The sequence below is a fragment of the Vibrio albus genome, assembly GCF_003144035.1.
Lineage (GTDB): Bacteria > Pseudomonadota > Gammaproteobacteria > Enterobacterales > Vibrionaceae > Vibrio > Vibrio albus.
The window spans coordinates 322,492-348,167 of sequence record NZ_QFWT01000001.1; the positions used below are offsets into that span (position 1 = coordinate 322,492).

A 25,676-nucleotide genomic window follows, 5' to 3' on the forward strand; every position below is an offset into this window, starting at 1 on the left:
TTGGGGTAACAGGGAACAGAAAGGGAGGCGTTCATCCTCCCCTTTTATTAACGAATATCAACTAAGGCTCAGTAACAGGCCTTACTGATCAATCAAAAGAGGACCAAGCGGACGACCACCCAGCAGATGCATGTGGATATGGTATACTTCCTGACCGCCATGAGCATTACAGTTCATGATCAGACGATAGCCGCCTTCATCAATCCCCTCGTCTTTGGCCAGCTTTTTAGCCACGGTAAACATGCGCCCCATCATTAGCTCGTCTTCTTCCTCAATATCATTCAGTGTAGGGATGAACTTGTTGGGGATAATAAGAACATGGCTTGGTGCTCTCGGGCTGATATCTCTGAATGCGGTAACCAGGTCATCCTGATACACGATATCTGCCGGAATCTCTTTACGAATGATTTTACTGAATATGGTTTCTTCCGCCATTTATGACTCCGCTATTTTGTTTTGTTTCAGTATGTGTAATGCCTTAATAAAGCTCAATCAAAATGCCTGCTGACTCCAAATTTAAGCAGGAAGTGTCTCACATAAGTTTATTTTGAGTAATCAATCAAGGTATGTGCATCCATTAATCCTTAGCATTAACCGTTATTTTGTACCACTTTTGAGACAGTTTGTCTTTTTAATTTTTTGGGAGAGAATGTGATGAAAGGCTCAGTCATAAGACGGATGTATGCCGGTTTTGCTCTGATTATTTTTACCTTAGTGATGACTATTATCACTATGTTGGGAAATATGAATGACATCAATGATAAATTTGGTTCTGTAACCACAACGGCAATACCCCTTCTTACAATTTCCAACCAAACCAGCGTCGAACTGCTTTCCTCAGATAAAGCGTTTAAAGATTTCCTGACAACCCAGAATAAGGAAAAAATGGATCAAACTCGTAACGAGTTCTCTGCCAATCAAGAACGCTTTGAACAGGCCCTCAAACAACTGGAATCTGCCAGTAAACTATTTCCGGAACTGAAACAGGAAACAGAGACATTAATAACCATTGAACATCGGTATTTTTCTGAAGCCAAAGAAGCGATGGATAATTACCAGCACATGTTTACCGCTGAAACAGAGCTGAATCAGGCAACTCGCCGGTTTCATACTCTCAGCCAAAAACTCAGAGTCGAAATGAAATCGTACGTTGACGATCAGAACAGCCTCGCCGTCATGATGATTGCCAAAAATTACTTTATTAAGTTGAAACAGGCTGAAGTAAACACGTCAGATGCGCTTGCCAGCCAGGATACCAGCGCCATTAGCAAAGCCATTCAGCAAAACAAAAAAGCGATCGTCCACCTGAATAATGCCTACAATGGCCTGACGGCTCAGATACCATCTCTAAAACAACTCTTCGATGAGTCTGTGACTCAGTTTACTCAGGATATGGGCAAAAAAGGGGGGGTTTTAGATCTGCACTATTCCTATTTGACTGCCCGTGAACGTTTATACAACAATATTTCCAACCTGACTCAGGATATCGACGAGGCAATGTTGATACTGGATAGGTTTACTGCGGTCGCAACAAAGCAACTGGATAGTTCGCTGGCCGAATCCGATACCATCAACAAAGCAGCTCTGCAAAAAGCTCTCATCATCGGTTCTGTGGTTATACTCATCGCCATCGGTATTGGTTACCATATTGCTCATAGTGTCCGCACCCCTCTGACCCGAATTCTTAAGGTGCTTGAAGCACTGGCACAAGGAGACATGACCGCCCGTATTGATGTTCGTCATGACAATGAATTTGGCCGGGTCAGTCAACATATCAACTCTCTTGCGAATAACCTGCGAGATATTCTTCTTCAAATTAATGCCGCTTCAGACAACCTGACTCAGGCGGCATTCAGTAACCAGCAAACCTCACAGAATGCGCAGGAAAAGCTGACGCTTCAGAGAGAACAGACAGCCAGTGTTGCGACAGCAATGACGGAGATGGAGCATTCTGTCAGAGAAGTCGCTCAAAGTGCTCAAAATTCACTGGATAAAGTCTACCAGGTGAGTGATGCTTCCGAGTCTGGCCGCAATGTTATGAGTGCCAACATCACAACCGTCCAGCAGCTTGAACAAAGACTAACGCAATCCGTTGATGCGGTTGCCGAGCTTAGAAACATGAGCAGCAAAATCGGATCGATTCTGGATGTTATCCAGAATATCGCCGAACAAACCAACCTGCTGGCGCTTAATGCGGCAATCGAGGCCGCCCGGGCCGGAGAGCAAGGACGTGGATTCGCCGTTGTGGCTGACGAAGTTCGGGTTCTCGCACAACGTACAACCGAGTCAACGACTGAAATAGATAATATGATCAGCAACCTCCAGTCCAGCTCTGAGTCTGCCGGACATATTATTGAGAGCTGCATGGAAGATATGGAGCTATCTGTTACACAGGCATCAAAAGCCAACAGTTCAATGGAGGAAATTCAGGCTCTTATTATCGAAATCAGTGAGATGAGCACACATATTTCTGAAGCGGCTGCCGAACAAAATAGTACTACGTCTGAGATTGCCCGCAGCCTTGAAAACATTAGTACTATCGCCGATGATGGCCACCAGGCAATGGCTCAAATAACATCCGTCAGCGAAAACCTGACAGAGCTAGCCCAAAAACAATCAGGTCTTGTACACAAATTTACACTTTAAAGATTCTGTAAATCTTTTTAGCCATTTAAGGGTGAGTTATAGACAATTCACCCTTGATTTTTATATGGTTAGTACCATATAAAAATTATGGTTGGCTTTTCTTCTCCCAATTCTTTTGCCCGCCATAATATTATTCCCAATAATAATGAGGATATGTATGGCCATTCATGTAGGCATCATAGATCAAGATCCAATCCGGCTGGTGACTCCTCTCCTGGACAAACGGGCACTCTGCAAGCACATTGTTTTTATCGGTGATTGCACCCAAAAGGCCATGTACCAGAGGCTTGAGTCAGTATTAAATCAACATCAGATCACAACCGAGTTTTACAAAATCCCTGAAACTATCGATACATCACTGATCAAACAATCGATTCAGGTTCTCGAACAAAAACTCATGGCCTGTGGTAAATCCATTAAACTCAATGCCAGTTGTGGTGTCCGTCACCGACTGCTGACGGTTTACGAAATGTTCCGCAAAAACCGCTGGGAAATTTTCGTTGTCGAGCCAAATAGTGACAAAATATGCTGGTTATATCCGGAAGAACTGCCTGATATTCAGGTCGATGATGAAATTACCATTTCTGATTATCTGACTATTTTTGGTGCCAGGGCTGAATTTAATGAACAGATCATTCCGGACCAACTGAACCAAAAATTATATGACATCGGCCAGAAATGGGCGGGTAACGCACTCGAATTAGGTCCGGGACTGGCAACGCTCAATTATCTGGCAACCACTTGCCGAAAAGAACAAAAGCTGGACGTCGAGCTGACAGAAAAACAGCAGGGCTATCGCGAGCTGAATATCCTGCTTTCCGATCTGGTCGAAGCCGGATTAGCACGTTATGAAAACGGCACCCTTACTTTTTCAAGTGAAGATACCCGGCGTTTCTCCAATGGCGAATGGTTGGAAACTCTGGTCCACAGCACTGTCAAACAAATCCAGAGTCAGCTTCCAACAATTCAGGACCGTTCTCTGAATGTGCAGGTTTATCGTCAACTCGGCGAACGTGAAGTGCGTAATGAGCTGGATGTTGCGACAGTGGTCAACAACAAACTCCATATTATCGAGTGTAAAACCAAAGGCATGCGGGACGATGGTGACGACACACTGTATAAACTTGAATCCCTGCGAGATCTGTTAGGTGGTATTCAGGCTCGTGCTATGCTGGTCAGCTTCCGTCCCCTTCGTCATAACGATATCACCCGGGCCGAAGATCTGGGACTGGCACTTATTGGCCCTGATGAACTTAAAGATCTGAAAGCCCATCTGACGACTTGGTTTACTGAAGCGGGTGGACATGAAGACCTTTAAAGTGAGATATTAATCACATATTCATGCAATTAACTCTATTATTACAACGTAGACAGTGACAACAATCACACCAACACCCCCAAATCTAAGCTAGAGTTAGCTCTTGTATTGCACTATTCCAAACAGGAGCTAACTATGTCTCAGGCCGTTTTTCACCTTGGTATTACCGAAGAAGAACTTAATGGCGCAACCCTTGCGATTATTCCCGGAGATCCGGCAAGAGTGCAAAAAATAGCAGAAGAGATGGATAACCCTAAGTTTCTCGCCAGTCACCGAGAATACACCATCTATCTTGCTGAACTGGATAGCTACCCGGTTGTTGTATGCTCAACAGGAATTGGAGGCCCTTCAACATCAATAGCGGTTGAAGAACTTGCCCAGTTGGGCGTTCGCACCTTCCTGCGAGTCGGAACCACCGGAGCCATCCAGCCAAATGTCCATGTCGGCGATATGATAGTAACGACTGGCTCTGTTCGTCTTGATGGCGCAAGCTTACACTTCGCTCCAATGGAATTTCCTGCTGTTGCAGATTTTGATGTTGCGACCGCAATGAAAGAGGCTGTTGAAGAGTCTGGTGCAGACGTTCACATGGGAATAACCGCTTCCAGCGATACTTTTTATCCGGGTCAGGAACGTTATGACACTTTCTCTGGTCGGGTTGTTAGCCGTTTTAAAGGCTCAATGAAAGAGTGGCAGGAAATGGGCGTTCTAAACTTTGAAATGGAATCCGCCACACTGTTAACCATGTGTGCCAGCTCAGGACTGAAAGCCGGTTGTGTTGCCGGTGTCATTATCAACCGTACACAGAAAGAAATCCCGGACCACGCCACCCTGAAAGAAACAGAAGCCCGATCAATCAAAGTAGTCGTCGACGCAGCACACAAGCTATTGTCGTCTCAACACCGATAATTTTTGCCAGACAAGGCATTAATACATACAAGCCCTGATACCTCTTCCTGAACGTCAGGGCCTTTCATCAAGGCGTGCTATCGGCCTGAATACACCTATTGTAATCCACGCGATCAAACAGAAGTTGTTCATATTTTTAACGTAAATACAATTACGGGTGTAGGCGTTTAAGTACCACACTTTGATCAAGCAGGCTCTGTATCTCTGAATGATCCAGCCCACAATCAAAAATGTATTCTGTCACCAGAGTTAGCACCCGGTTTCGAAGCTCTTCTGCATTCCATGGCTTTTCAAAATAGCTTTCTATACGTGCCTGGTTTATTGCAGCAATCGTATCCCTATGTGTCGCTTGCCCGGTCAATAGTATTTTTTTTGTATTACTAAAGCGCGCATCTCCGGAAATCTCCGATAATAATTCCACTCCGGTTTTACCAGGCATAACATGGTCGGATACTACGACCGCAATATACTCGCCTTCGGCATCAAGCTCGTCCATCAACTCCAGAGCTTCATCAGCCGATTCACAGTCCTCAATATTAAGCCAATTACCTAATGATTCCAGATCCTGTAATACCGCACTCAGCACCTCACGTTGATCATCCACACAGATCAGATTTAATTTTTCCATATTAATCCTCAATTGGCAGTTTAATCCTAAAAATCGTCTTCTCTGCACTGCTCTTAACTGCAATGCTACCTGCATAACCACTGATAATTCGTTTCACGATAGACAGCCCTAATCCTAATCCAAAAGAAAGACCACCTTTCTTTGTCGTAAAATCGGGCTGAAACATTCGCCTTCTTGTCATTTCATCTATCTCTGGCCCGTTATTGGCGATGGTGACCAAAATACGTTTGTTTGTATGGCGGGTCGTGATTTCGATCTCAGGTTCAGGGCCATCAGCCATCGCATCACAGGCATTCTTTATGATATTTGCCCAAATCTGAACGAGCTCTGTGGATGACCCTCGGAACTTAGGAAGCGTGGCCGGACTGAGGTGAACCGAAACCCTGCGCAGATCACTTTGCAGTAAAGAAATGGCTTTATGAATACTCTCATTAATATCCAACAATTCCTTTGTCTCCGGATCAGTGCGACCCAACTGTTTCACGGATTTTACGATACCGACAGAGTGTCTCGCGGCCAGGTGAATATCACGAAGATCGCGACCAATTTCCCAAAACTTTACCGCATTTTCTGCTTGTTTCATCCAGGGTTCAGGAATATCCCCTTTAGGCACTGCCCGGGCCAGAGCACGCGCAGCCTCTTTGGAAAGTTCCAGCTGACTTTCCAGCTTTCTTGCTCGGTTACGAACTTCTGCAGAGCTCAAAGCCTGGCCTTGCCGTAACCCTTGCTGAAAAAACATCCGGGCATCAGGGTGTACCGTATCTAACAAATCCTCAATCACTACTTGCATACGCTCAGTTTTACTGTTCAGCACTCCGACCGCATTATTCAGTTCGTGAGCAATCCCTGCAGCCAACTGCCCTAACGTTGTCATCTGCTCTGCTGTATACAGTTTCTGCAGAGCTCGTTCTTTGGCTATAGCCTCATGCATGGTACTCATCTGCCGTTGATACAGCTCATTGACGATCACAGGGGTGAACTGAGTCAGTAATGGGCCATAAACGTCCGGTTCAGCCGGTTTCGTATCCAGATCCACCCATGCCAGTTCTGAGTTCTCCCGGGCTATAACCGTTGACGATGCTTTCTGAGTTCCCGAAAAAAAACTGTATACACCTATGAACGCACCCGCTTCAGCGGTAAATACCCGGATAACCAGCTCTTCCTGCTCATCACGCACATAACCATCAAGCTTCCCTGAGCGAACATAGTAGAGTCTTCGATTGGTCTCATGTTGCTCTAACAACACCTTATTCGCCGCAATCCATACTTTTCTTTCCGGGCAATCAAAGTAATGTGCTTTCAGGCGTTCGAGATCTTGCTGTGTCATGGGCTATCCAATAAAACCAACCAGGTTTAGCATCCACACGAGAACAAAGCTGCCCAATACCCCGACAACACCCAGCACAACGCCAACTTTTGCCATCTGGCTACTCTGAACATTTCCGGTTGCATGCGCCAGTGCATTAGGTGGCGTACTGATCGGTAAAGACATACCCAGAGACGCTGCGAAGGTGACGACCAGAATCAACGTCATTTCGCCACCAAGCGGAGCCAGAGAGGTCATGGAAGCCCCAAGCGCTGCCATTATCGGCATCAACAGGTTAGCCGTTGCGGTATGAGACATAAAGTTAGCCATCATAAGACACAAAAACGCAGCACCAAACAACACCACATACGGTGAATAAGCATCAAATGGAATACTATGCACAACCAGTTTTGCCAATCCGGTTTTGTCCAGCGCGAGTCCCAGTGCAATACCACCAGAAACCAGCCAAAGCACGTCCCAGGATATCTTCTTCAGATCTTCTTTATTAATAATCCCGGTCAAAGAAAAAATCGCCACCGGAATCATAGCAACCGTATAAGAATTCATTCCATGAATTGAACCCATCAGCCACAGTGCTATCGTCAACCCGAAAGTAATGTATACCGTGATCGCTTTTGGTGTTTTAAGGAATTTTCCTTTGATATTCAGTTCCATCCTCTGCTGATCGGCTTTGTAGAGGTAGTTAATCAGAAACCAGGCTAACGCCATCATAATCACGACGAAGGGGACGCCAAATCCCATCCACTCACCAAAAGTAATATGGAAGTCGCCAACCAGGTATTTCAGCGCTATTGCGTTAGGCGGTGTACCAATTGGCGTCCCAATTCCACCGATATTGGCTGCAACAGGAATACAGAGAGCAAACCCAACCCGCCCCGGATCTTTGGGACCAAACAGGGCAAGTACCGGGGTAAGGATGGAAAGCATCATTGCCGTAGTCGCCGTGTTAGACATAAACATAGAAAAAACACCGGTTATCAGCATCAACCCGAGCATGACAAACTTAGGGTTACTCCCGAAAGGCTTCAGTAACACTCTGGCTAAATTGACATCAAGCCGATATTTCGTCGCGGCCATAGCCAAAAAGAACCCCCCGAGAAACAGCATAATTATCGGGCTGGCAAACGTAGCCATTATTTCATTATATTTAAGTAAGGTGCCGAAATGCGATTGCCCTTCGGACAGTCGGAAAAAGATCAGGCTTTTATTGGAGAGCAACAACAATTCCAGCACAATAATAACCACAGAAGTAGCATAAATGGGGATTGGTTCGAATACCCAGCAGAGCGCAGCTAATAAAAAAACAGCAATCAGTCGCTGCTGGATAATAGTTATACCTTCAAACGGAAATGCCGAGAGAGGGAGAACGAGTATCAGACAAGGGATCACTAACGGAATTAGGTACTTAAGGTACTGACGCATAATGATTCTAAGCTTCCACGTAATAGTTTTAAAATAAAAGTCGGTTTTCTACCGCTTCGCATAAAAACATTATGTTGCTATTTCGTTAATCTTTTTTTGGTCTCAGATCAAATTTCGTTCATCTCTTGTATAGAAATAAGTTTTTCTATGAGCCTTATCACTTCATACATGAAGCAAGCTATTGATTATTCTTGTAGAAACCTTCTTCTTCATATGCAACTTAGAAAAATAGAAAGGTGTCTGATACCGAAGCACCTTTCTATCACAACGTAAACCTGACCCAAGATGAGTAAAAACTATACCGGGTGCTTGAAGCAAGCATCGAGATTCTTTGAAATGGCCCTTAACACGTCGCGTCTCGTGATAATGCCAAGCAGCTTTCCATTCTCAATAACCGGGTAAACTTTCGGCTTGCCGACTTTCATCATCTCTGCCAGCTCAATGATCCCCAAATCCGGTGATACGGACAGCACTTCTTTATGCATACAGTCATTTACAATATGAGTATCCTGACAGTAGTAACTGACTTTAATCAGTTTTTCCAGTAAGTCTTGCTCAGACACATAACCAACGACATTGCCTGCAGCGTCAACAACAGGTCCGCCAAGATTTTCTGACTTGATAACCTTATCAAGTGCAGCAGTTAAAGACATATCAGGTGTGAAGGTAATAGGCTGGCGTGCCATATAATCTCTTACTTTGATTGGTTCCATATATGTATCCTTAGTCTACTGCGACATCTATACTTACAGTGTTGCTCAAAAATTGGCTTTTACTAAATAAAAATTACGATTTTATCCGAGCGTTGATCGTTCATAACTCACCGAAAAAAAAGAATCCTATTTGAACGAACAGGATTCTTTTCCATTATGACCAGACATAGTCTGGTAAATGAGATGCTATTTGCTTCTGAACTGAACTAACCTCTGATACAGCCAGTCTTTCATTTCGGCTCTTTTTGCTTTAAGCGACATAAACTCGTCATCAGAAGTAGGCACGCCATTTCGTTCTAAATTGTACAGCTCCCTGTCTATCTGGTTATATTCATCATTTTTGTTGCGGAATTCATCATCGCTGCCCATGCACTGACGAACTGTTTCCGCTAACTCAGGAAAGTCATGATCCAGGCTGTGGTGCTCTATCATTGGTCATCTCCGTTAACGTTATTGGCCATTCAGCTAAAGCTTAGTACAGGGATTCACTTCTCTGTATTCAACATGGTATTCAATCACCGAAGCAGGTCACATTTTTACTGATTGTTGAATGTATTCAACCAGACTCATAGAAAGCATAAAGCTTGCTCATTATGAGTTCGAATATGAAATTTAGGTTAATTTGTGACCCTAAGCACTTTACAAATGAAAGGCTGTTGATAGGATGAAACCCATAACGTGATGAGATAATAACTTTGGCTGTATTAAACAAGCCTACAGAAAAGAGATATCAATTATGATTAAACGAACCAGAAAAGCACAGCTAAAACGCTGCCGAAACCAGTTCTGGAAGGACTATCACAAAGAAGCCACTTCCGAAAAGAAATAGAAAATATTCAAAAATAGAGAAGCAATAAGGACTGCAAATGCAGTCCTTTTTAGTACATATCTTACTTGTTAACTATAACCTTACGAGCATTCAGGGCTTGCACAGGACGGTTGTTGTTACCCATCACTTTATTTAGTTTTTGTTCTTGTGCAGAAGACAGGGATTGAGTCTCTTCCAGAACAAACCAGCGAACCCCCTCAGTGCACGGTGGAGTCGTCAGAGAGCCATTGAAACGGTAGTAACTGCCTGTTGATGGCAGCATATCAGCAACCGGGAAAGACTTAGCCAACTGTTCTGTATCACCTTCTTCTGGCAACACTGAGCTTAGCTGTGCAAGTTCTTTGTTTTCCTCTTTCATTTCATACATAACAGAAACAACCGCGAGGTTGCCTTGTTTATCTGCATGAACAAAGTGTGCTTCCAATGGGTACTGTTTACCCTGAATCAGGTTTTCAGACGGTGTGTGAAAGTGGAACTGCTTCAGCTCAAATACAACACCATCAATAGTCAGCTCATTTTTTCCGGTTACATTAGCTTGCAGGCTATGCCCGTTATTCGTCAAAGCAACCACGTCACCGTTATAAGAAACAGATAGCGCCTCCAGATTTGCCTTAACAGCATTGGTGACATCAATCGGACTTTGGTTTTTACCTTGTGCACATATTACCGATACCTCTCCCCACGAATCCGGACCGTGGTGCTCACCATAACCCCAGTCAGATGCCTGTACCGATACGGATACACACCCTGCCAACACTGATGCTAATAGTAATTTTTTCATGTAGTTATCCTTGCTTATTATGATTGACGGCCGCAACATAGAACATATTTTTGCGGCCGGTGTCATAGTTTTGCAAAAACCACATAAAAACAACGGACTTAACTGATGTCTTCTGTTGGCATTTCTCATACACCCTTGTCGGATATATAAAAAATAAACAATATTAACGCAGCAGGACTTTTCTCAAAGGCGTCGCCGCTACCCCCGACATAAACACCAGCGTACCGATAATGGTGCCTGCAACCAGGAAAATATCTCTGACATAGGTTTCCAGGCCAAACATTCCGGCCAGATTGTGGAAAACAATAGCAACCGGCAGATGCGCGACATAAATCCCAAGAATCATCGCTCCCAGCTTATATATAACCGGATGATCACCCCAATGAGGCTTTTGCAGCAGCATCATGAACACGCCTACCCCCCACAGTGTGGTACCCGCAAGGAAGTCATGAATGTTAAATACGACATCATGACCAAATAACCAGGTAGCTTCAGCGAAATGTAGCAGCACACCAAGTAACGCAACCCCAACAGCGGTGCCGAAAGAAAAACATATCTCTTTGCGACGTAACTCAAACCCGAGCCACACCATGAGCGTGCTGAAAAACGGACCATTACGGGTAAAGAAAGGTGTCCATACCTCTGTAAGCGTCCCATAACTTCCTCCCATCAGCCCATAAATATACAGAGACAGAGCCACCACAGGTAACCACACTGTAAGATTGAACCTGACAAACAGAGCAATGATCGCCACAGCACAGATCAGTCCGGGCAAGAACCAAAGGTGAACCAACCCTCCCTCCATAAAGCTGTTAACCGGGTTTTGCCACAACCAGCCCCAGTAGCCCGAACGTTCTGCCATATAACCTTGCGTCATCAATACTTCCCAGTTAAACGGCATAAGTAAGCTGATAAGGCTCCAGACAATCCATAGTTTCAGTAATGGCAAGCTGTAATTTTTCAGGGTCTTGAGTGGATCAGCCGCCAGCTTGGGCTGAATCAGATAACCTGACAAAATAAAGAAGAAAGGTACGGCAAACCTTGTCATTTGATTGATGATATATCCTAGCCATGGCGTACCATCAATGATCGGTGCCTGAGTCAGCACCTGGTTGTGTAAGAGGATAATAACGAACATAGAAATAATACGCCCTAACTCCATACTCGCTATTTTTTGAGAGTGACCCGTTGTCATCCACGTCTCCCGTATTGATATTAATATGAGCTGCTAAGCTTACGTTGGAGAAGCTTTATATCAACTGGTGAACAGATTAAGAATTGTTAATCTGAGAGCCATCTCCGTATCAAATTGTAACCGGCACCTTAATGGCGTTACGCGGCTGTTACACAGGCGTTCTTACCTTAAAAACACATAAAAAAAGCGGTGATAGAGGAAAAAGGAATAAGACAATATTCAAATTATTCATATGCTTCTGTCTTCTGGCTGTCAATAAGTCTCTATACTCTGTAATCAGATATCCTCTTGTAGCCTCAAGAAGCTAAATCCAGAGCTGCGTCTTGAAGCCACCTGAGAATAAAACATCAACAGATTCTTCAGAGGGACACTATGACAAACGACCACAGCACGCCCTACTTTTCCGAGTGGCCAAAGATTCATTCAGCAATTCCTGCCGATCCTGCCATAGAAAAAAAAGTCGCCCGGATTGTTGCTCTGATGACAACCAAAGAGAAAGTGGGACAGATGATCCAACCTAATCTGCGTGATGTGACGCCGGAGGAAGTTAAGCAGTACAGGCTAGGATCCATTTTGAATGGCGGGGGGACCTGGCCAAACGAAAACAAACACGCCAGTGCGCAAGAGTGGGCCCAAAAAGCCGATGAATTCTGGTATGCAACCGAAGAAGCTTTTGAGAACCGGCCATTCCGGATTCCGTTTATCTGGGCAACCGATGCCGTTCACGGACATAACAACGTGTTTGGAGCAACCATTTTCCCGCATAACATTGGTCTCGGCGCGGCCAGAGACCCTGAGCTGATTTATCGAATTGGCGAAGTCACCGCCCGGGAGGTCTGCGCCACAGGTCTTGACTGGACCTTCGCCCCAACGGTTGCTGCACCAAGAAACCTACGCTGGGGACGCACGTACGAAGGCTATTCTGAAGACCCGGAAATTACTTATCAGTATGCTGCCGCTATGGTTAGAGGCCTTCAGGGTAATAGTCAGACACTGAGGTCGGATCAAAAAGTGATTTCTAACGTAAAACACTGGGTTGGCGACGGGGGTACTGACGATGGTGTCGATCGAGGAACCAACCAATACAGTGAGGATTTATTAAGAAACATTCACGCCATGGGGTACTTCAGCGGGCTGAATGCCGGTGCCCAGGTGGTGATGTCGTCCTTCAACAGTTGGGCGGATCCAGCCAATTACGATCATCACCCCGATTATATGCCAGAAGGACAAACAACCTATAACGGTAAAATTCATGGTAGCCGCTATCTGATTACCGATGTACTGAAACAGACGATGGGCTTTGATGGTATCGTCGTGACGGACTGGCACGGACATTCTGAAGTGAGTAAGTGTAGCGACGGGAATGCGACCTACGCAATAAATGCCGGAAATGATGTGTTAATGGTACCGGTACGGGAACACTGGATAGAGGTCTATAGACAGACCATAAAAGATATCGAAAGTGGTCAGATACCTATGGCGCGCATTGACGATGCCGTTACCCGGATCTTAAGAGTCAAGATGCGGGCCGGACTGTGGAGTAAGCCTTGTCCTTCAAAACGGATCCTAGGAGGCAACAATGCTCTCGTCGGAGCAGACAAGCACCGGGAAGTTGCACGGGAAGCGGTCAGGAAATCGCTGGTTCTGCTAAAAAATAACCACAATATTCTACCTTTAGCGAATACCACAAAACTGTTACTCACTGGCAGTGCGGCAGATAACATTCAAAAACAATGTGGTGGCTGGAATCTCACCTGGCAAGGGGATGAAAATACCTGGGAGGACTTTCCAGGCTCATGCACTCTAAAAGATGCCTTAGGCAAAGAATTGGGCACACAAAACCTTTTATTTGATCCGGATCTGACGTCTGACTTAGACGTGGTAAAAGATGTCGTTGATGTCGCTATCGTTGCTTTCGGAGAGGCCCCTTATTCAGAAATGATGGGAGATATCAAGACATGGCAAACTCTGGAGTTCTCTTCTCTCAAACGTAGTTATCGCAAAGACGCCGGTAAAATAGCCCAATTACAGGCGAAAGGGATAAAAGTCGTGGCCATATTTTTCTCCGGTCGTCCATTGTACCTGAATGACGAGATTTCCCGTTCCGATGCTTTTGTTGCAGCCTTTCTTCCTGGAACAGAAGGCCAAGGGATCACCGATGTCATTATCGGTGATGAAAATGCACAGCCACGCTATGATTTCAGAGGCAAGCTTTCATTTAGCTGGCCTAACAAAAAACGATCTGTCGCGGTTAACCGGATCCCGCCCCATATACCGGGTTATCAACTTCCGGAATCTGAGCAATCTCCTGACGGCGAGCATGCACCACTGTTCCCTTACGGCTATGGTCTGAGTTATCACTCGCTCACCTCATCACAAGATCTGAATAACCTTCCGAGTGATGACGCGTCAGATGAAGCTGGAAACAGCATCATTGAACTATATGGTGTTCGTGCGACAATTGGAGATTATCAGCTCTCTGCTTGCCACCTGACCACCCATGAATACTTTGATGTTTCACGTAATAACCCGATACAAACTGATTGGTTTAAAACAACTCCGTATAATTACCAACTTCAGCAGGACGCGGTAGAGGTTGAGTTTCAGGAAGCGAACACTGCTTTGTATCTGCACACTAGCGATGAAGAGGCCGACGACCTCAGTCTGTATTTAGATAATGATGGCATCCTTAGCTTTGCGGTTAAAATCATACAAGTGCCAGACAGCCCGGTAACACTAAGTGCAGGTATTGACTATGTCGCCCAAAACTCATCGCCTGAAACGGCTGCCGCCATCAATATTACTAAGCAACTTCAAAATATAACTCCAAACACATGGGGAGAGATATCCATCTCTATGGCGGAATTGGAACAGGCAGGGGTCAACTGTCGCCTCACAGACACTCCATTTGTCCTTTATACCTCCGGAAATTTACATATAGTTATAGGCAATATTCGGTTAGCCCTACCGGATTAAATACAATATACCTTTTGGATATAAGGTATGTCAGACTCATTGCATTGATATGTTATAACGTTTAATATAAGTAAAAACTAATATTAACACTAAGGATCCATAGTTTGATGAATGACAACTCTCATCTGAATACTCAAGTGGAAGTTGAACCTAGACTGGTTCACTTCCCTATTTCTTTTTTCGCTACGGTAATGGGGTTAAGTGGGCTGACTCTGGCCTGGAAAGCCGCAGGACAAGGCATACTGCCGGATGGACATCTTTATCTGGGCACTCTTTCCTCTGTGGCTATGTGTATTGTTACTCTTTTCTATATCGCTAAAACAATAAAACACCCACAGGAGGTTCTGGGAGAAGCTCGCCATCCAATCCGACTTAACTTTTTTCCTGCCTTTTCTATCAGTCTGTTGTTGTTATCGATTGTCTGGGAGCATTTTACGGTTATTTCTCAGGGACTGTGGATGGTTGGCTCAACCATCCAGCTGGCACTCACTATTTATGTAATGAGCAGCTGGATACATCACACTCACTACACGCTTGCCCACGCTAATCCTAGTTGGTTTATTCCAGTGGTAGGTAATATCATTGTACCAATTACCGGCTCCCATCTTGGCTATACAGAAGTCAGTTGGTTCTTTTTCAGTATTGGTATTGTTTTCTGGGTAATACTGCTGACGATTGTAATGTACCGCTTATTCTTTCATGAGCCGTTACCAGCACGATTAACACCAATGTTGTTTATACTTCTGGCACCGCCTTCGGTGGGGTTTGTCTCTTATACCAACCTAATTGGGGGCATTGATGTCTTTGCCCGGGTGCTGTACTACATTGGACTATTTTTAGGCATCCTTCTTTTCTCCAACATCATCCGCTTTATGAGGGTACCGTTTTTTATCTCTTCATGGGCTTATTCATTCCCGGTTGCGGCTCTTACTATTGCAACAGCTAAGATGGACGGGCTAATTTCAGGCACATTCTTCTATTCACTGAAATTCGTTCTGCTGACTCTGGTATCTGTATTACTTGTCTGGCTAACTGTAAAAACACTAAAGGCAATCATTCGCAAGCAAATTTGCCTGCCGGATTAAGAGTATCATATCCCCTGCGCCTGCAGGGGAGCCTATTAATCAGCAGTATTTACGCTCGATCAAAAGTCACCACATTCCCCGTTTTATGGTTGAGAAGTTGCTCTAAAGCATCCTTATCGAGAGGGCGGCTTAACAGATAGCCTTGTCCGGTGTGGCAGCCCATTGCCTTAAGGTTATTCACTTGTGTTTCGGTTTCTATTCCCTCTGCAACAACATCAAGCCCAAGCTCTTGTCCTAGCGTCAGTATATTTTTTAATACAATTGCCGATGCTTCGTTCCTGGTATAGTCAGCAATAAAATGATGATCAATTTTCAGAGTATCAAAACGGAAATCTTTCAGGTATGACATGGAAGAGTAGCCCGTACCAAAGCCATCCAGCGCAATACGTACCCCAAGCCCTTTCAAGTCAGCAAATAGCTGATGTGCAAAGTTATCATGCTCCACCAATAGCGATTCTTTCAGCTCTAACTCAATTAATAAAGGATCAACGTCGGACTGAACGATCACTTTCCTGATGTCAGTAAAAAAGTTACAACGACGAAAGCAGGCTGACGAGATGTTAATGCCAATCGTCCCGACACTCAGCCCTTTTTCCTGCCACTCCTTCAGTTGTTTCAGTGCTTTTCTGGTCACCATCGCATCCAGGCGCTGTATCAATCCGCAGTTCTCCGCAATGGGAATGAACTCATCGGGATAAATCAAGCCATAACTGGGATGAGCCCAACGGGTTAGTACCTCAACACCTTTAATTTTGTGGTTATCAAGATTCCATATTGGCTGAAAATGAAGCTCAAACTGATCATATCTGACGGCATCTTTCAGGTCTCTCTCTATTTCCATCTGTTTCATAGACTGCTGGTGAAGCTCTCTGGAATAGAACTGGAAGTTATTTTTACCCAAGGTCTTTGCATAGTACATGGCACTGTCAGCATAGCGGATAAGTTCATCACAGTTCGTGCTGTCATTCGGATACAACGCAACACCGATACTGGCAGAAATATCAGCGGTTACCTCGCCTAGCTGATAGGATTCAGCCAAAGATTCAATTAACTCTTTCGCTACTTTATTTGCCGCTTTCATCGCCTGGGTGACACTCGACAGATTACTCAGCACCACCATAAACTCATCACCACTGATTCTGGCAGCCGTATCTGATTCCCGAATGCACTGACAAATTCGGTTCGCCACGGTTTGTAGCAGCAAATCACCTTTATGATGACCATAGCTGTCATTGATCGATTTAAAGCGGTCCAGATCAATAAAAAGTACCGCAGCAGAAAGATCTGACCTCATGGCATGAAGAATGACCTGCTCAAGGCGGTCAACAAATAAGACTCGGTTTGGCAACCCGGTTAACGCGTCATAATGAGCCCGCTTTTTCAGCTCCTTATTTTTTTCTTCAATCGAATATTTCGCAAGGTTGAGGGAAGTGACCAAACGGGTTTTATCTTTTTCTTTCCGGTAGAGAAAGTAGCTGGCACATAAGGCCATAAATGTGCTAAAGCTCATCAGGAATATCCAGGTATAGCGATACCTGACTGTTCCGGCATTAAAACGGTTTCTCTCTAGAGTTTCGACTTCATTTGCCAGCAGAATCAGTTGGCGGAAGGTTTTATCTGACTCATTATCAGCTTTGGAGCCGGGTCTGGTACGGCGGAGATTGTTATAACGCACCGTCGTTTCACTCTTAAACGTTTGTAATAATTCACGTATTTCCCGGATGTTGGCTCTTGCACTCTCATCCTGTACAGGTAAAAAGTCCCCTGCCTCATTCTTACCGCCATAGAGGAGCGCCAGACAATACCAGTCTGCCAGAGTAAGGTTACTCCAGACACCGTCAATTGACTCCGATTTGTCACCGCCAGAAATTTCTTCAAAGCTTAAGTGAGCAGATGTTGTATAGAGCTTCACTTTTCCGATAGCTTCAAGTACCGGTCTTCTTTCTTCCAGTAAATGGTTCCCCTGAAAGAATAAAAACATCATGACAGTAACCAATAGCGCAGCCATGATTACAGAAAAAAAATAAAGCCGCCGAGCTGCCACACTCGCCTCCCACATCAAAAACCTGCTTACCAACTGAATCAAACCATCTTTTTTATCAATCTATACTAGGGAGCACCCTTGGACGTATTGATCCTATTAACTTATAGTATATGTTCATAATTTGCGGTACGTGAACTTTATCCACTGTTTTATGAATAAATGTGAAAATCATGTCAAATACTCAAGACGTATCATAATAAATGCAACAAGGGGAGCGTCATAGTGAATGATCGCTCCCCTTGGGTTATCAATGCGCTATTTTCTGTCAGAGAGAACGGTTAATCTGCTCCAGAACCGCAGATGGATTGTCAGCCTGAGTAATCGGACGGCCGATAACCAGATAATCAGACCCTGCTGAAATGGCCTCTGCTGGCGTCATAATACGTTTTTGATCGCCTACAGCGCTTCCTGCCGGACGAATCCCCGGAGTGACCAGCTTAAACGCCTGACCAAGCTCAGATTTCAGCATAGAAGCTTCCTGAGCCGAACACACCACACCATCAAGGCCACTGTTTTTTGTCAGATGTGCCAGACGCATAACCTGCTCCTGAGGCGGCAAATCCAGGCCGATTCCGGCCAGGTCAGACTGCTCCATACTGGTCAGAACCGTGACGCCAATCAGCAACGGACGATCACTGCCATAAGGCTCCAGTATTTCGCGTGATGCCGTCATCATTCTCTCACCACCACTGGCGTGTACATTCACCATCCAGACGCCCAGCTCTGCCGCCGCACGTACGGCTTTAGAACAGGTGTTCGGGATATCATGAAATTTCAGGTCAAGAAAAACAGAAAAGCCTCGTTTATGCAGTTCACGGACAAAATCCGGACCAAACAGTGTAAACATCTCCTTGCCCACTTTCAGGCGACAGGAAGCGGGATCGATCTTATCGACAAAGGCCAGAGCATCCTGCTGCTTATCATAATCTAATGCTACGATCACTTTCTGGTCGATCATTTTGTCTCCTAACTATATTTGTATACAACGATTGATGTAAAAAATTGCCTCAAACCGGGTGTGGCTGCCGTTATTCCCCATCCAGTCCACGAATAGGCTTAATGGTTCCCCACCCTTTACAGGACGGACAGTGCCAGTAGAGGGAATGCGTAGAAAAACCACAATTCCGACACCGGTAATGCGGCTTCACTTTAAGTTGCTCTCCCACCATGGCTCTTAACGTATTCAGGCTTTCTTTTGCCCGTCCTTCTTCCGCTTCCGCGACATGGTAATCCATGAGGCGGTAAAAGCCTTTCATGGTTGGATTCTTAAGCAACTGTCGGGTCAGTAAAGTCTGTGCGGCTGCGATACCATCATGTTTGGCGACCAACTGGGTCAGCATTAACTCTGCTGAAGCACCGGTATTCTTATCAATACAGGCACGGAGAAATTCCAGTAGCCGCTCTTCCTGCCCTAAATGATAGTAACAGTCGGCTAAATCCGGCAGAGCTTCACTGATAAAGTCGATATCCTGCTCCAGCACCATTTCCATGTATTTTATTGTGCTTTGGTAATCTTCACCTTCAAGATAAATTCTCCCCAGAGCGAGGCTGGCACGAACACACTTAGGATCTTCATTCAACGCCCGTTTCAGGTAAGAAATAGCTTTAGATGTATTACCCTCACCGGCCTCCTGCAACGCCAGCTCACATAAAAAATGGCTGATATTGGCCCGCATCTTCTTGCGGCCTTTTCTGGCCAGAACAGAAGCATACTCGATGGCTTTATTCCATTCTTTTGTCTGTTGATAAATGGAAACCAACTGTACTAAAGCGGCCTCCTGATGCTCGGGCTCATCGACCAGCTGTTCAAAAATTTTCTCAGCGCGATCAAGAAATCCGGAGACCATATAATCTTTAGCCAGTTGTTGTAGTGCGATATTTTTTTGATCCACCGTCAGCCCTGATCGGGAAATCAGGTTCTGGTGAATACGAATGGCGCGATCAACCTCCCCCCGGGAACGAAAAAGGTTACCCAGAGCAAGGTGAGTATCTATGGTTTCATCGTCAACCTGCAGCAGCTCAATAAAGAGGTCAACTGCTTTATCCGACTGTTCAGACAGTAACAGGTTCAGGCCGGTTACGTATTGACGTGAAATCTGGTGAGACTGTTCCTGCTTATCTTCCCGGGCGCTACGGTTACCCATATACCAGCCATAGGCTGCAGCGACAGGGAGCAGCAGAAAGAGTAATTCGAGCATCTAAAGACCTGCTATACGTCCTCTTCCTTACGCTTTTTCAGCCGGCAAGGTTTCCCCGCTCTGCTTTTTGAATTTGTTCAGATCTTTATTTAATCGGCGGATAACCAGTTTTGATTTCAGGTGCATACTACCGAAAATCAGCCAGGCAAGAATAAATCCGGATACAAACACAACACCCAGTAATGTAGATAAATGAAATTCACCTTTGGCGATTAAGTAGTTAAAAGCAACCACTTCTTGGTTCTGGGCTCCAAGTGCCAATGCAACTAGAAATAGTGCAATAATAAGAACTGTTTTTATAATTTTCACAGACTACGCTCCTAAATAATCGAATGGCTGGGGCATGTTATCTTTCAGCATCCAGAGATTATGCAGTAATTTAAAGCGACACACCATGCTCAATGCACAGATTCCGCTCATAAAAAAGCGGCACCACGATAGGTGCCGCTTTTTTGTGCTAAAACCCTGTCGATTTGAACAATCAACCTGACAGATAAACTATCAGCAGAATATTGGCAGATTAGCTGTAAATATCCACTCTTTCACGTAGTTCCTTACCAGGCTTAAAGTGGGGAACGTATTTACCTTCTAATTCCACTTTATCACCCGTTTTTGGATTACGTCCAACTCTCGGCTCACGGTAATGCAATGAGAAACTACCAAAGCCACGAATCTCGATGCGGTCACCATCTTCAAGTGTTGATGCCATATGTTCTAAGATATCCTTGACTGCATCTTCAATTTCTTTTGCAGAAAGGTGTGTTTGTTCAGCACAGAGTCTTTCAATCAATTCAGACTTAGTCATAGTTTCCCTCGTTATTTGTTCTTATCAAGGTGAGCATAGCAAAAAAAAAGGAGCCATGCGGCTCCTTTTTACAATTTTTCCAGCAATTACTCGCCTTTAGCGCAATTACTCACCTTTAGCAGCTTTGAATGCGTCAGCCATAGCATTACCGAACGCGCCTTCATCTTGCTTGTTCAGTGAAGCCATTGCTTCTTGCTCTTCAGCTTCGTCTTTCGCTTTGATAGACAGGTTGATTACGCGGTTCTTACGGTCAACACCAGTAAATTTCGCTTCAACACTGTCGCCAGCGTTCAGGATAAGAGATGCGTCTTCGATACGGTCACGTGATACTTCAGATGCACGGATGTAGCCTTCAACACCTTCAGCAATCTCAATTGTAGCACCTTTCGCGTCTACTGCAGTTACAGTACCGTTTACAAGAGTACCTTTCTTGTTGTCAGCGATGAATGCATTGAACGGGTCGTTTTCCATTTGCTTAACGCCAAGAGAAATACGCTCACGATCTGCATCTACTGCAAGAACAACAGCTGAGATTTCGTCGCCTTTCTTGTATTCACGTACAGCTTCTTCACCTGGAACGTTCCAAGAGATGTCAGACAGGTGAACAAGACCATCGATGCCGCCTTCAAGACCGATAAAGATACCGAAGTCAGTGATAGACTTGATCTTACCAGTTACTTTATCGCCTTTAGCCTGAGCTTCAGCGAATGACTGCCATGGGTTAGCTTTACACTGCTTCAGACCCAGAGAAATACGACGACGTTCTTCGTCGATTTCAAGAACCATAACTTCAGCTTCGTCGCCAACGTTAACCACTTTAGATGGGTGGATGTTCTTGTTAGTCCAGTCCATTTCTGAAACGTGTACCAGACCTTCAACGCCTTCTTCGATTTCAACGAAGCAGCCGTAATCAGTCAGGTTAGTTACACGACCAGTCAGCTTGTGACCTTCTGGGTAACGCTGAGCGATAGCTACCCATGGATCTTCGCCAAGTTGCTTAAGACCTAGTGATACACGAGTACGCTCACGATCGAACTTAAGAACTTTAACCAGGATTTCATCACCTACGTTTACGATCTCAGATGGGTGCTTAACACGCTTCCAAGCCATATCAGTGATGTGCAGCAGGCCGTCTACGCCGCCAAGGTCAACGAATGCACCGTAGTCAGTAAGGTTCTTAACGATACCTTTAACTTCGCTGCCTTCTTGTAGAGTTTCAAGAAGCTCTTCACGCTCAACGCTGTTTTCAGATTCGATAACTGCACGACGAGAAACAACTACGTTGTTACGCTTCTGGTCAAGCTTGATTACTTTGAACTCTAGCTCTTTGTTTTCTAGGTGAGCAGTGTCACGGATTGGACGTACGTCAACCAGAGAACCAGGAAGGAATGCACGGATACCGTTTAGTTCAACAGTGAAACCGCCCTTCACTTTACCGTTGATGATACCAACAACAGTTTCAGCTTCTTCGTATGCTTTCTCTAGTACGATCCACGCTTCGTGACGCTTAGCTTTCTCACGAGAAAGTTGAGTTTCACCGAAACCATCTTCAACCGCGTCAAGAGCTACGTCAACTTCTGTACCTACTTCAACTTCAAGTTCGCCAGCAGCGTTCTTGAATTGTTCTGCCGGGATAGCAGACTCAGACTTAAGGCCAGCGTCAACAAGAACGAAACCGTTCTCGATAGCTACAACAGTACCTTTAACAATAGTACCTTGGCGGAATTCTAGTTCGTTTAGAGACTCTTCAAAGAGTTGAGCAAAAGATTCAGTCATTAATTTAATCTTCAATAATTAAACTTCCACGGGCATCCTACCTCGTGGGGTTGATAAAATAGCCAGTCATCATCCATGGGACCGACCTCCTATTGCCTCTTACAGAGACAATTTAGATTCAATATATTCCAGTGCCTGATTCAACACTTCGTCAATAGAAAATGACGTAGAATCAAGAACTAAAGCATCATCCGCCGGACGTAAAGGAGCAACAGCACGGTTGCGGTCTCTGTCGTCTCGTTCTTGGATCTCGCTTAAAAGGTGGTCAAATCTAACATCTAACCCCTTATCTTGCAACTGCTTAAGGCGTCTATTTGCTCTTTCTTCAGCCGTTGCATCCAGGAATATTTTTGCCTGCGCTTCAGGAAAAACTACTGTTCCCATGTCGCGCCCGTCAGCCACCAGCCCAGGCTCTGCACTGAAAGCTCGCTGACGACGTAGTAATGCTTCACGCACTCTTGGCAATGCCGCTACTTTTGAGGCGGCGTTCCCGGTTTCTTCTTTACGCAGTTCTCCGGAAACATCTTCACCTTCCAGAATGACCTTTACCAGATCGCCTTCGGCAATAAATTGCACATCCAGATGGGTGGCCAGCGGCACCAGCGCATCCTCTGATTCAGTATCGACGCCATGATGAATCGCAGCAAGTGCGAGCACCCGATAAATAGCGCCAGAGTCAAGTAAATGAAAACCCAGCTTCTCTGCCAGTAACATACACAGTGTGCCTTTACCTGCACCACTAGGGCCATCAACGGTGATCACCGGTGTTTGAGAGGACATCGATTACTCCAAATTCTCGTTTACGGCAGGATAAATACAGCCTGCTTTTGTCGGCGGCATATTATAGGGGGAAATAAGACGTTAAACAATCGGTCTTTGGCCTCTTGATATCCATTTCATCAGAACGTTATCTGCAGCATCACCCGCCACACCTGAAATGCGATCAGCCAGTTTTTTCTTCTGAACATAACGGATAGAAAGGACAGCTCTATCTTTACATGCCTCGACCACAATATCGTCAGAGGTTTTGATTTCATCCACCAATCCAAGATCCAGAGCCTGAGTGCCAAACCAATGCTCTCCGGTGGCCACTTTTTCCAACTCCAGCGCCGGACGATGCTCACGAATAAAGTCTTTAAACAGTACATGAGTTTCTTCCAGCTCCTGCTTAAATTTATCGCGGGCTTTTTCCGTATTCTCTCCGAACATGGTCAGAGTCCGTTTATATTCACCTGCGGTCAGCTGTTCAAACTCAATGTCATGCCTTTTAAGCAGCTTATTAAAGTTCGGCAACTGGGCTATTACACCGATCGAACCGACAATCGCAAACGGTGCTGAAACCAGTTTATCCGCGATACACGCCATCATATAGCCGCCACTGGCTGCAACTTTATCAACCGAAATCGTCAGAGGAATACCGGCATTTTTAATACGATCCAGCTGAGACGCGGCCAGACCATAGCCATGCACCATGCCACCTCCCGACTCAAGACGTAACAATACTTCATCGCCTTCTTTCGCAACTGCCAGGATGGCCGTCACTTCTTCACGTAAGGACATCACTTCTTTTGCGTCAATGCTGCCGTTAAAATCCAGCACAAACAGATGTGGCTCACGACTTTCTTCCAGGGCCCCTTCTTTAACCGCCTTCTTCACCGTTTTTTCACGGGCTTTGGATTTTTCTTTCTCTGCTTTTTTCTCAGCCTTATCACGCGCCTTTAAGTACGTTTGATCATGCAGATGATGCTCCATCAGTTCCACATTACCTTTATGCCTTTCTGTCAGATTGGTAATTTCCAGCTCACCTTTAGCACTGCCATGCTTGCCACCAGCTGATTTCACCACAATTAAAACAGCAATAACTGCAACGACAAAGGTCGCGATTTTGGCCAGAAATAAGCCATACTCATATATAAATTCCAATACTTTATCCTCAGCTGAGATTATCAGGACATGTTGATAACTGGCCCCTATTGTAACTATCCTGTCATGAAAATCATCCTGTCATTATATTTCCTTTAGATTTCGGCTTCTTATCGGTAATTTCTTTGGTTTTTTTGTCTTTTTTCACCAAAAAGGCATTGCCGTTTGAATACCGGGCAACAGAAGCGTTATGCTTCGCATTGTAATTACAATGAAACATAATCCGTCAGGCTACGTCGAGCCCCCTATTATGCACACCCCCTGGCAACACAACAAAATCATCAGGAATAAGCCAATGACGCAGAATCAACAACAAAAACAACAAAACCCACTTTATTTTGTTCCGGAACAAGCGCTGAAAGATAAAGTTATTCTGGTTACCGGAGCCGGTGATGGTATCGGTAAACAGGCAGCCATTACATTTGCTGAATACGGTGCGAAACTGGTCCTCCTCAGTCGGACAAAATCAAAGCTGGAGCAGGTCGCTGAAATAATAGAGAAAAATGGTTATCCGAAGCCGATGCTATGCACACTGGATATGCTGGAAGCTACCCGTCGCGACTACCATAACGTTACCCGGAAAATAGAAGAGGAATACAACGGACTGGACGGCCTGCTACACAGTGCTGGCCAGTTAGGTGGCATTGTTCCGTTCGAAGAGATAGCAGAAAACGTCTTTGATGAGCTCATTCAGGTTAATGTCAAAGCTCAGCTGATGTTGACCCAGTCCCTTCTGCCTCTGCTGCACACGTCAAATAACGGCAGAATTATATTTACCTCATCTACTGTCGGTCATATTGGCCGGGCTTTATGGGGAGGATATGCTATCTCTAAATTTGCGACCGAGGGTATGATGCAGGTTCTGGCCGATGAGCTGAAAGAAACCCGAATTCGCGTTAATGCCATTAACCCGGGCGCAACCCGAACCAATATGCGGGCAAAAGCCAAACCAGAAGAAGATCCAAATACAATAAAAACGCCCCTGGATATCATGCCGTTATATCTTTATCTGATGTCTGAAGAAAGTGAGGACGTAAACGGGCAGTGCATCGACGCCCAACCAAAATAATTGCACCTTTCCTGAAATTAAATATACTGTAC

22 protein-coding genes are annotated in these 25,676 nt (G+C 45.0%); 6 read left to right on the forward strand and 16 right to left on the reverse strand.

The annotated features are described in order from the left end of the window. Positions 1-81: 81 nt before the first annotated feature. Positions 82-435, reverse strand: coding sequence for a purine nucleoside phosphoramidase (gene hinT / locus DI392_RS01395; RefSeq protein ID WP_109318115.1), 354 nt, complete (start codon positions 433-435; stop codon positions 82-84). Between the two features lie 219 nt (positions 436-654). On the opposite strand from hinT, the gene DI392_RS01400 reads away from it, so the two are divergent. The 3 genes from DI392_RS01400 to udp all read left to right on the forward strand — a co-directional run bounded on the left by DI392_RS01400 (position 655) and on the right by udp (position 4,873). Then, on the forward strand, positions 655-2,646 hold the full coding sequence (locus DI392_RS01400) for a methyl-accepting chemotaxis protein (RefSeq protein ID WP_109318116.1): 1,992 nt from the start codon (positions 655-657) through the stop codon (positions 2,644-2,646). Between the two features lie 157 nt (positions 2,647-2,803). Beyond that, positions 2,804-3,964: a Card1-like endonuclease domain-containing protein gene (locus DI392_RS01405; RefSeq protein ID WP_109318117.1), complete on the forward strand. Its 1,161-nt coding sequence runs from the start codon at positions 2,804-2,806 to the stop codon at positions 3,962-3,964. Between the two features lie 135 nt (positions 3,965-4,099). After that, complete coding sequence (gene udp, locus DI392_RS01410) at positions 4,100-4,873, forward strand: uridine phosphorylase (RefSeq protein WP_109318118.1); 774 nt, start codon at positions 4,100-4,102, stop codon at positions 4,871-4,873. A gap of 151 nt (positions 4,874-5,024) precedes the next feature. Here udp and DI392_RS01415 read toward each other — a convergent pair whose 3' ends face one another. The 7 genes from DI392_RS01415 to DI392_RS01445 all read right to left on the reverse strand — a co-directional run bounded on the left by DI392_RS01415 (position 5,025) and on the right by DI392_RS01445 (position 11,768). Then, positions 5,025-5,501 carry a response regulator gene (locus DI392_RS01415; RefSeq protein WP_109318119.1) on the reverse strand — a complete coding sequence of 159 codons (477 nt, stop codon included), beginning with the start codon at positions 5,499-5,501 and terminating at the stop codon, positions 5,025-5,027. A gap of 1 nt (position 5,502) precedes the next feature. Further along, on the reverse strand, positions 5,503-6,828 hold the full coding sequence (locus DI392_RS01420) for an ATP-binding protein (RefSeq protein ID WP_109318120.1): 1,326 nt from the start codon (positions 6,826-6,828) through the stop codon (positions 5,503-5,505). 3 nt (positions 6,829-6,831) lie between these two features. Then, the gene (locus DI392_RS01425) at positions 6,832-8,250 is read right to left on the reverse strand and encodes an SLC13 family permease (protein ID WP_109318121.1); all 1,419 of its coding nucleotides are present in this window, start codon (positions 8,248-8,250) and stop codon (positions 6,832-6,834) included. Between the two features lie 296 nt (positions 8,251-8,546). Further along, entirely contained in the window at positions 8,547-8,963 is a 417-nt protein-coding gene (locus DI392_RS01430) for a CBS domain-containing protein (protein ID WP_109318122.1), read from the reverse strand. 186 nt (positions 8,964-9,149) lie between these two features. Continuing rightward, positions 9,150-9,395, reverse strand: coding sequence for an HP1242/YdcH family protein (locus DI392_RS01435; RefSeq protein WP_109318123.1), 246 nt, complete (start codon positions 9,393-9,395; stop codon positions 9,150-9,152). Between the two features lie 458 nt (positions 9,396-9,853). Then, positions 9,854-10,573, reverse strand: coding sequence for a carbonic anhydrase (locus tag DI392_RS01440; RefSeq protein WP_109318124.1), 720 nt, complete (start codon positions 10,571-10,573; stop codon positions 9,854-9,856). Between the two features lie 163 nt (positions 10,574-10,736). After that, entirely contained in the window at positions 10,737-11,768 is a 1,032-nt protein-coding gene (locus tag DI392_RS01445; RefSeq protein ID WP_109318125.1) for an acyltransferase, read from the reverse strand. A gap of 372 nt (positions 11,769-12,140) precedes the next feature. On the opposite strand from DI392_RS01445, the gene DI392_RS01450 reads away from it, so the two are divergent. After that, positions 12,141-14,744, forward strand: a complete 2,604-nt coding sequence (locus DI392_RS01450) for a glycoside hydrolase family 3 protein (protein ID WP_109318126.1) — start codon at positions 12,141-12,143, stop codon at positions 14,742-14,744. Between the two features lie 107 nt (positions 14,745-14,851). Further along, positions 14,852-15,829 (forward strand): SLAC1 anion channel family protein, encoded by a 978-nt coding sequence (locus tag DI392_RS01455; RefSeq protein WP_109318127.1) that lies wholly within the window; start codon positions 14,852-14,854, stop codon positions 15,827-15,829. A gap of 49 nt (positions 15,830-15,878) precedes the next feature. On the opposite strand, the gene DI392_RS01460 is transcribed toward DI392_RS01455, so the two are convergent. From DI392_RS01460 to sohB, 8 genes are all read right to left on the reverse strand, one after another. Beyond that, positions 15,879-17,813, reverse strand: coding sequence for a putative bifunctional diguanylate cyclase/phosphodiesterase (locus DI392_RS01460; protein ID WP_181388341.1), 1,935 nt, complete (start codon positions 17,811-17,813; stop codon positions 15,879-15,881). Between the two features lie 325 nt (positions 17,814-18,138). Continuing rightward, positions 18,139-18,831 carry an orotidine-5'-phosphate decarboxylase gene (pyrF, locus tag DI392_RS01465; protein WP_109318129.1) on the reverse strand — a complete coding sequence of 231 codons (693 nt, stop codon included), beginning with the start codon at positions 18,829-18,831 and terminating at the stop codon, positions 18,139-18,141. 70 nt (positions 18,832-18,901) lie between these two features. Next, complete coding sequence (gene lapB, locus DI392_RS01470; RefSeq protein WP_109318130.1) at positions 18,902-20,071, reverse strand: lipopolysaccharide assembly protein LapB; 1,170 nt, start codon at positions 20,069-20,071, stop codon at positions 18,902-18,904. A gap of 27 nt (positions 20,072-20,098) precedes the next feature. Beyond that, positions 20,099-20,380: a LapA family protein gene (locus tag DI392_RS01475; protein ID WP_109318131.1), complete on the reverse strand. Its 282-nt coding sequence runs from the start codon at positions 20,378-20,380 to the stop codon at positions 20,099-20,101. A gap of 211 nt (positions 20,381-20,591) precedes the next feature. After that, positions 20,592-20,876, reverse strand: coding sequence for an integration host factor subunit beta (ihfB, locus tag DI392_RS01480; protein ID WP_109318132.1), 285 nt, complete (start codon positions 20,874-20,876; stop codon positions 20,592-20,594). Between the two features lie 105 nt (positions 20,877-20,981). Beyond that, positions 20,982-22,652 carry a 30S ribosomal protein S1 gene (rpsA, locus tag DI392_RS01485; protein WP_109318133.1) on the reverse strand — a complete coding sequence of 557 codons (1,671 nt, stop codon included), beginning with the start codon at positions 22,650-22,652 and terminating at the stop codon, positions 20,982-20,984. A 99-nt stretch (positions 22,653-22,751) separates the two neighbouring features. Then, complete coding sequence (gene cmk / locus DI392_RS01490) at positions 22,752-23,432, reverse strand: (d)CMP kinase (protein WP_109318134.1); 681 nt, start codon at positions 23,430-23,432, stop codon at positions 22,752-22,754. Between the two features lie 81 nt (positions 23,433-23,513). Continuing rightward, positions 23,514-24,575 carry a protease SohB gene (gene sohB / locus DI392_RS01495; protein ID WP_109318135.1) on the reverse strand — a complete coding sequence of 354 codons (1,062 nt, stop codon included), beginning with the start codon at positions 24,573-24,575 and terminating at the stop codon, positions 23,514-23,516. Positions 24,576-24,870: 295 nt separating this feature from the next. On the opposite strand from sohB, the gene DI392_RS01500 reads away from it, so the two are divergent. Next, complete coding sequence (locus DI392_RS01500; protein ID WP_109318136.1) at positions 24,871-25,644, forward strand: YciK family oxidoreductase; 774 nt, start codon at positions 24,871-24,873, stop codon at positions 25,642-25,644. Positions 25,645-25,676 lie beyond the last annotated feature (32 nt).

Bases quoted from the DNA above. Each gene is read 5' to 3' on its own strand.
- hinT (WP_109318115.1), bottom strand. From the start codon at position 435: ATGGCGGAAGAAACCATATTCAGTAAAATCATTCGTAAAGAGATTCCG.
- DI392_RS01400 (WP_109318116.1), top strand. From the start codon at position 655: ATGAAAGGCTCAGTCATAAGACGGATGTATGCCGGTTTTGCTCTGATT.
- DI392_RS01405 (WP_109318117.1), top strand. From the start codon at position 2,804: ATGGCCATTCATGTAGGCATCATAGATCAAGATCCAATCCGGCTGGTG.
- udp (WP_109318118.1), top strand. From the start codon at position 4,100: ATGTCTCAGGCCGTTTTTCACCTTGGTATTACCGAAGAAGAACTTAAT.
- DI392_RS01415 (WP_109318119.1), bottom strand. From the start codon at position 5,501: ATGGAAAAATTAAATCTGATCTGTGTGGATGATCAACGTGAGGTGCTG.
- DI392_RS01420 (WP_109318120.1), bottom strand. From the start codon at position 6,828: ATGACACAGCAAGATCTCGAACGCCTGAAAGCACATTACTTTGATTGC.
- DI392_RS01425 (WP_109318121.1), bottom strand. From the start codon at position 8,250: ATGCGTCAGTACCTTAAGTACCTAATTCCGTTAGTGATCCCTTGTCTG.
- DI392_RS01430 (WP_109318122.1), bottom strand. From the start codon at position 8,963: ATGGAACCAATCAAAGTAAGAGATTATATGGCACGCCAGCCTATTACC.
- DI392_RS01435 (WP_109318123.1), bottom strand. From the start codon at position 9,395: ATGATAGAGCACCACAGCCTGGATCATGACTTTCCTGAGTTAGCGGAA.
- DI392_RS01440 (WP_109318124.1), bottom strand. From the start codon at position 10,573: ATGAAAAAATTACTATTAGCATCAGTGTTGGCAGGGTGTGTATCCGTA.
- DI392_RS01445 (WP_109318125.1), bottom strand. From the start codon at position 11,768: ATGACAACGGGTCACTCTCAAAAAATAGCGAGTATGGAGTTAGGGCGT.
- DI392_RS01450 (WP_109318126.1), top strand. From the start codon at position 12,141: ATGACAAACGACCACAGCACGCCCTACTTTTCCGAGTGGCCAAAGATT.
- DI392_RS01455 (WP_109318127.1), top strand. From the start codon at position 14,852: ATGAATGACAACTCTCATCTGAATACTCAAGTGGAAGTTGAACCTAGA.
- DI392_RS01460 (WP_181388341.1), bottom strand. From the start codon at position 17,813: ATGATGTTTTTATTCTTTCAGGGGAACCATTTACTGGAAGAAAGAAGA.
- pyrF (WP_109318129.1), bottom strand. From the start codon at position 18,831: ATGATCGACCAGAAAGTGATCGTAGCATTAGATTATGATAAGCAGCAG.
- lapB (WP_109318130.1), bottom strand. From the start codon at position 20,071: ATGCTCGAATTACTCTTTCTGCTGCTCCCTGTCGCTGCAGCCTATGGC.
- ihfB (WP_109318132.1), bottom strand. From the start codon at position 20,876: ATGACTAAGTCTGAATTGATTGAAAGACTCTGTGCTGAACAAACACAC.
- rpsA (WP_109318133.1), bottom strand. From the start codon at position 22,652: ATGACTGAATCTTTTGCTCAACTCTTTGAAGAGTCTCTAAACGAACTA.
- cmk (WP_109318134.1), bottom strand. From the start codon at position 23,432: ATGTCCTCTCAAACACCGGTGATCACCGTTGATGGCCCTAGTGGTGCA.
- DI392_RS01500 (WP_109318136.1), top strand. From the start codon at position 24,871: ATGACGCAGAATCAACAACAAAAACAACAAAACCCACTTTATTTTGTT.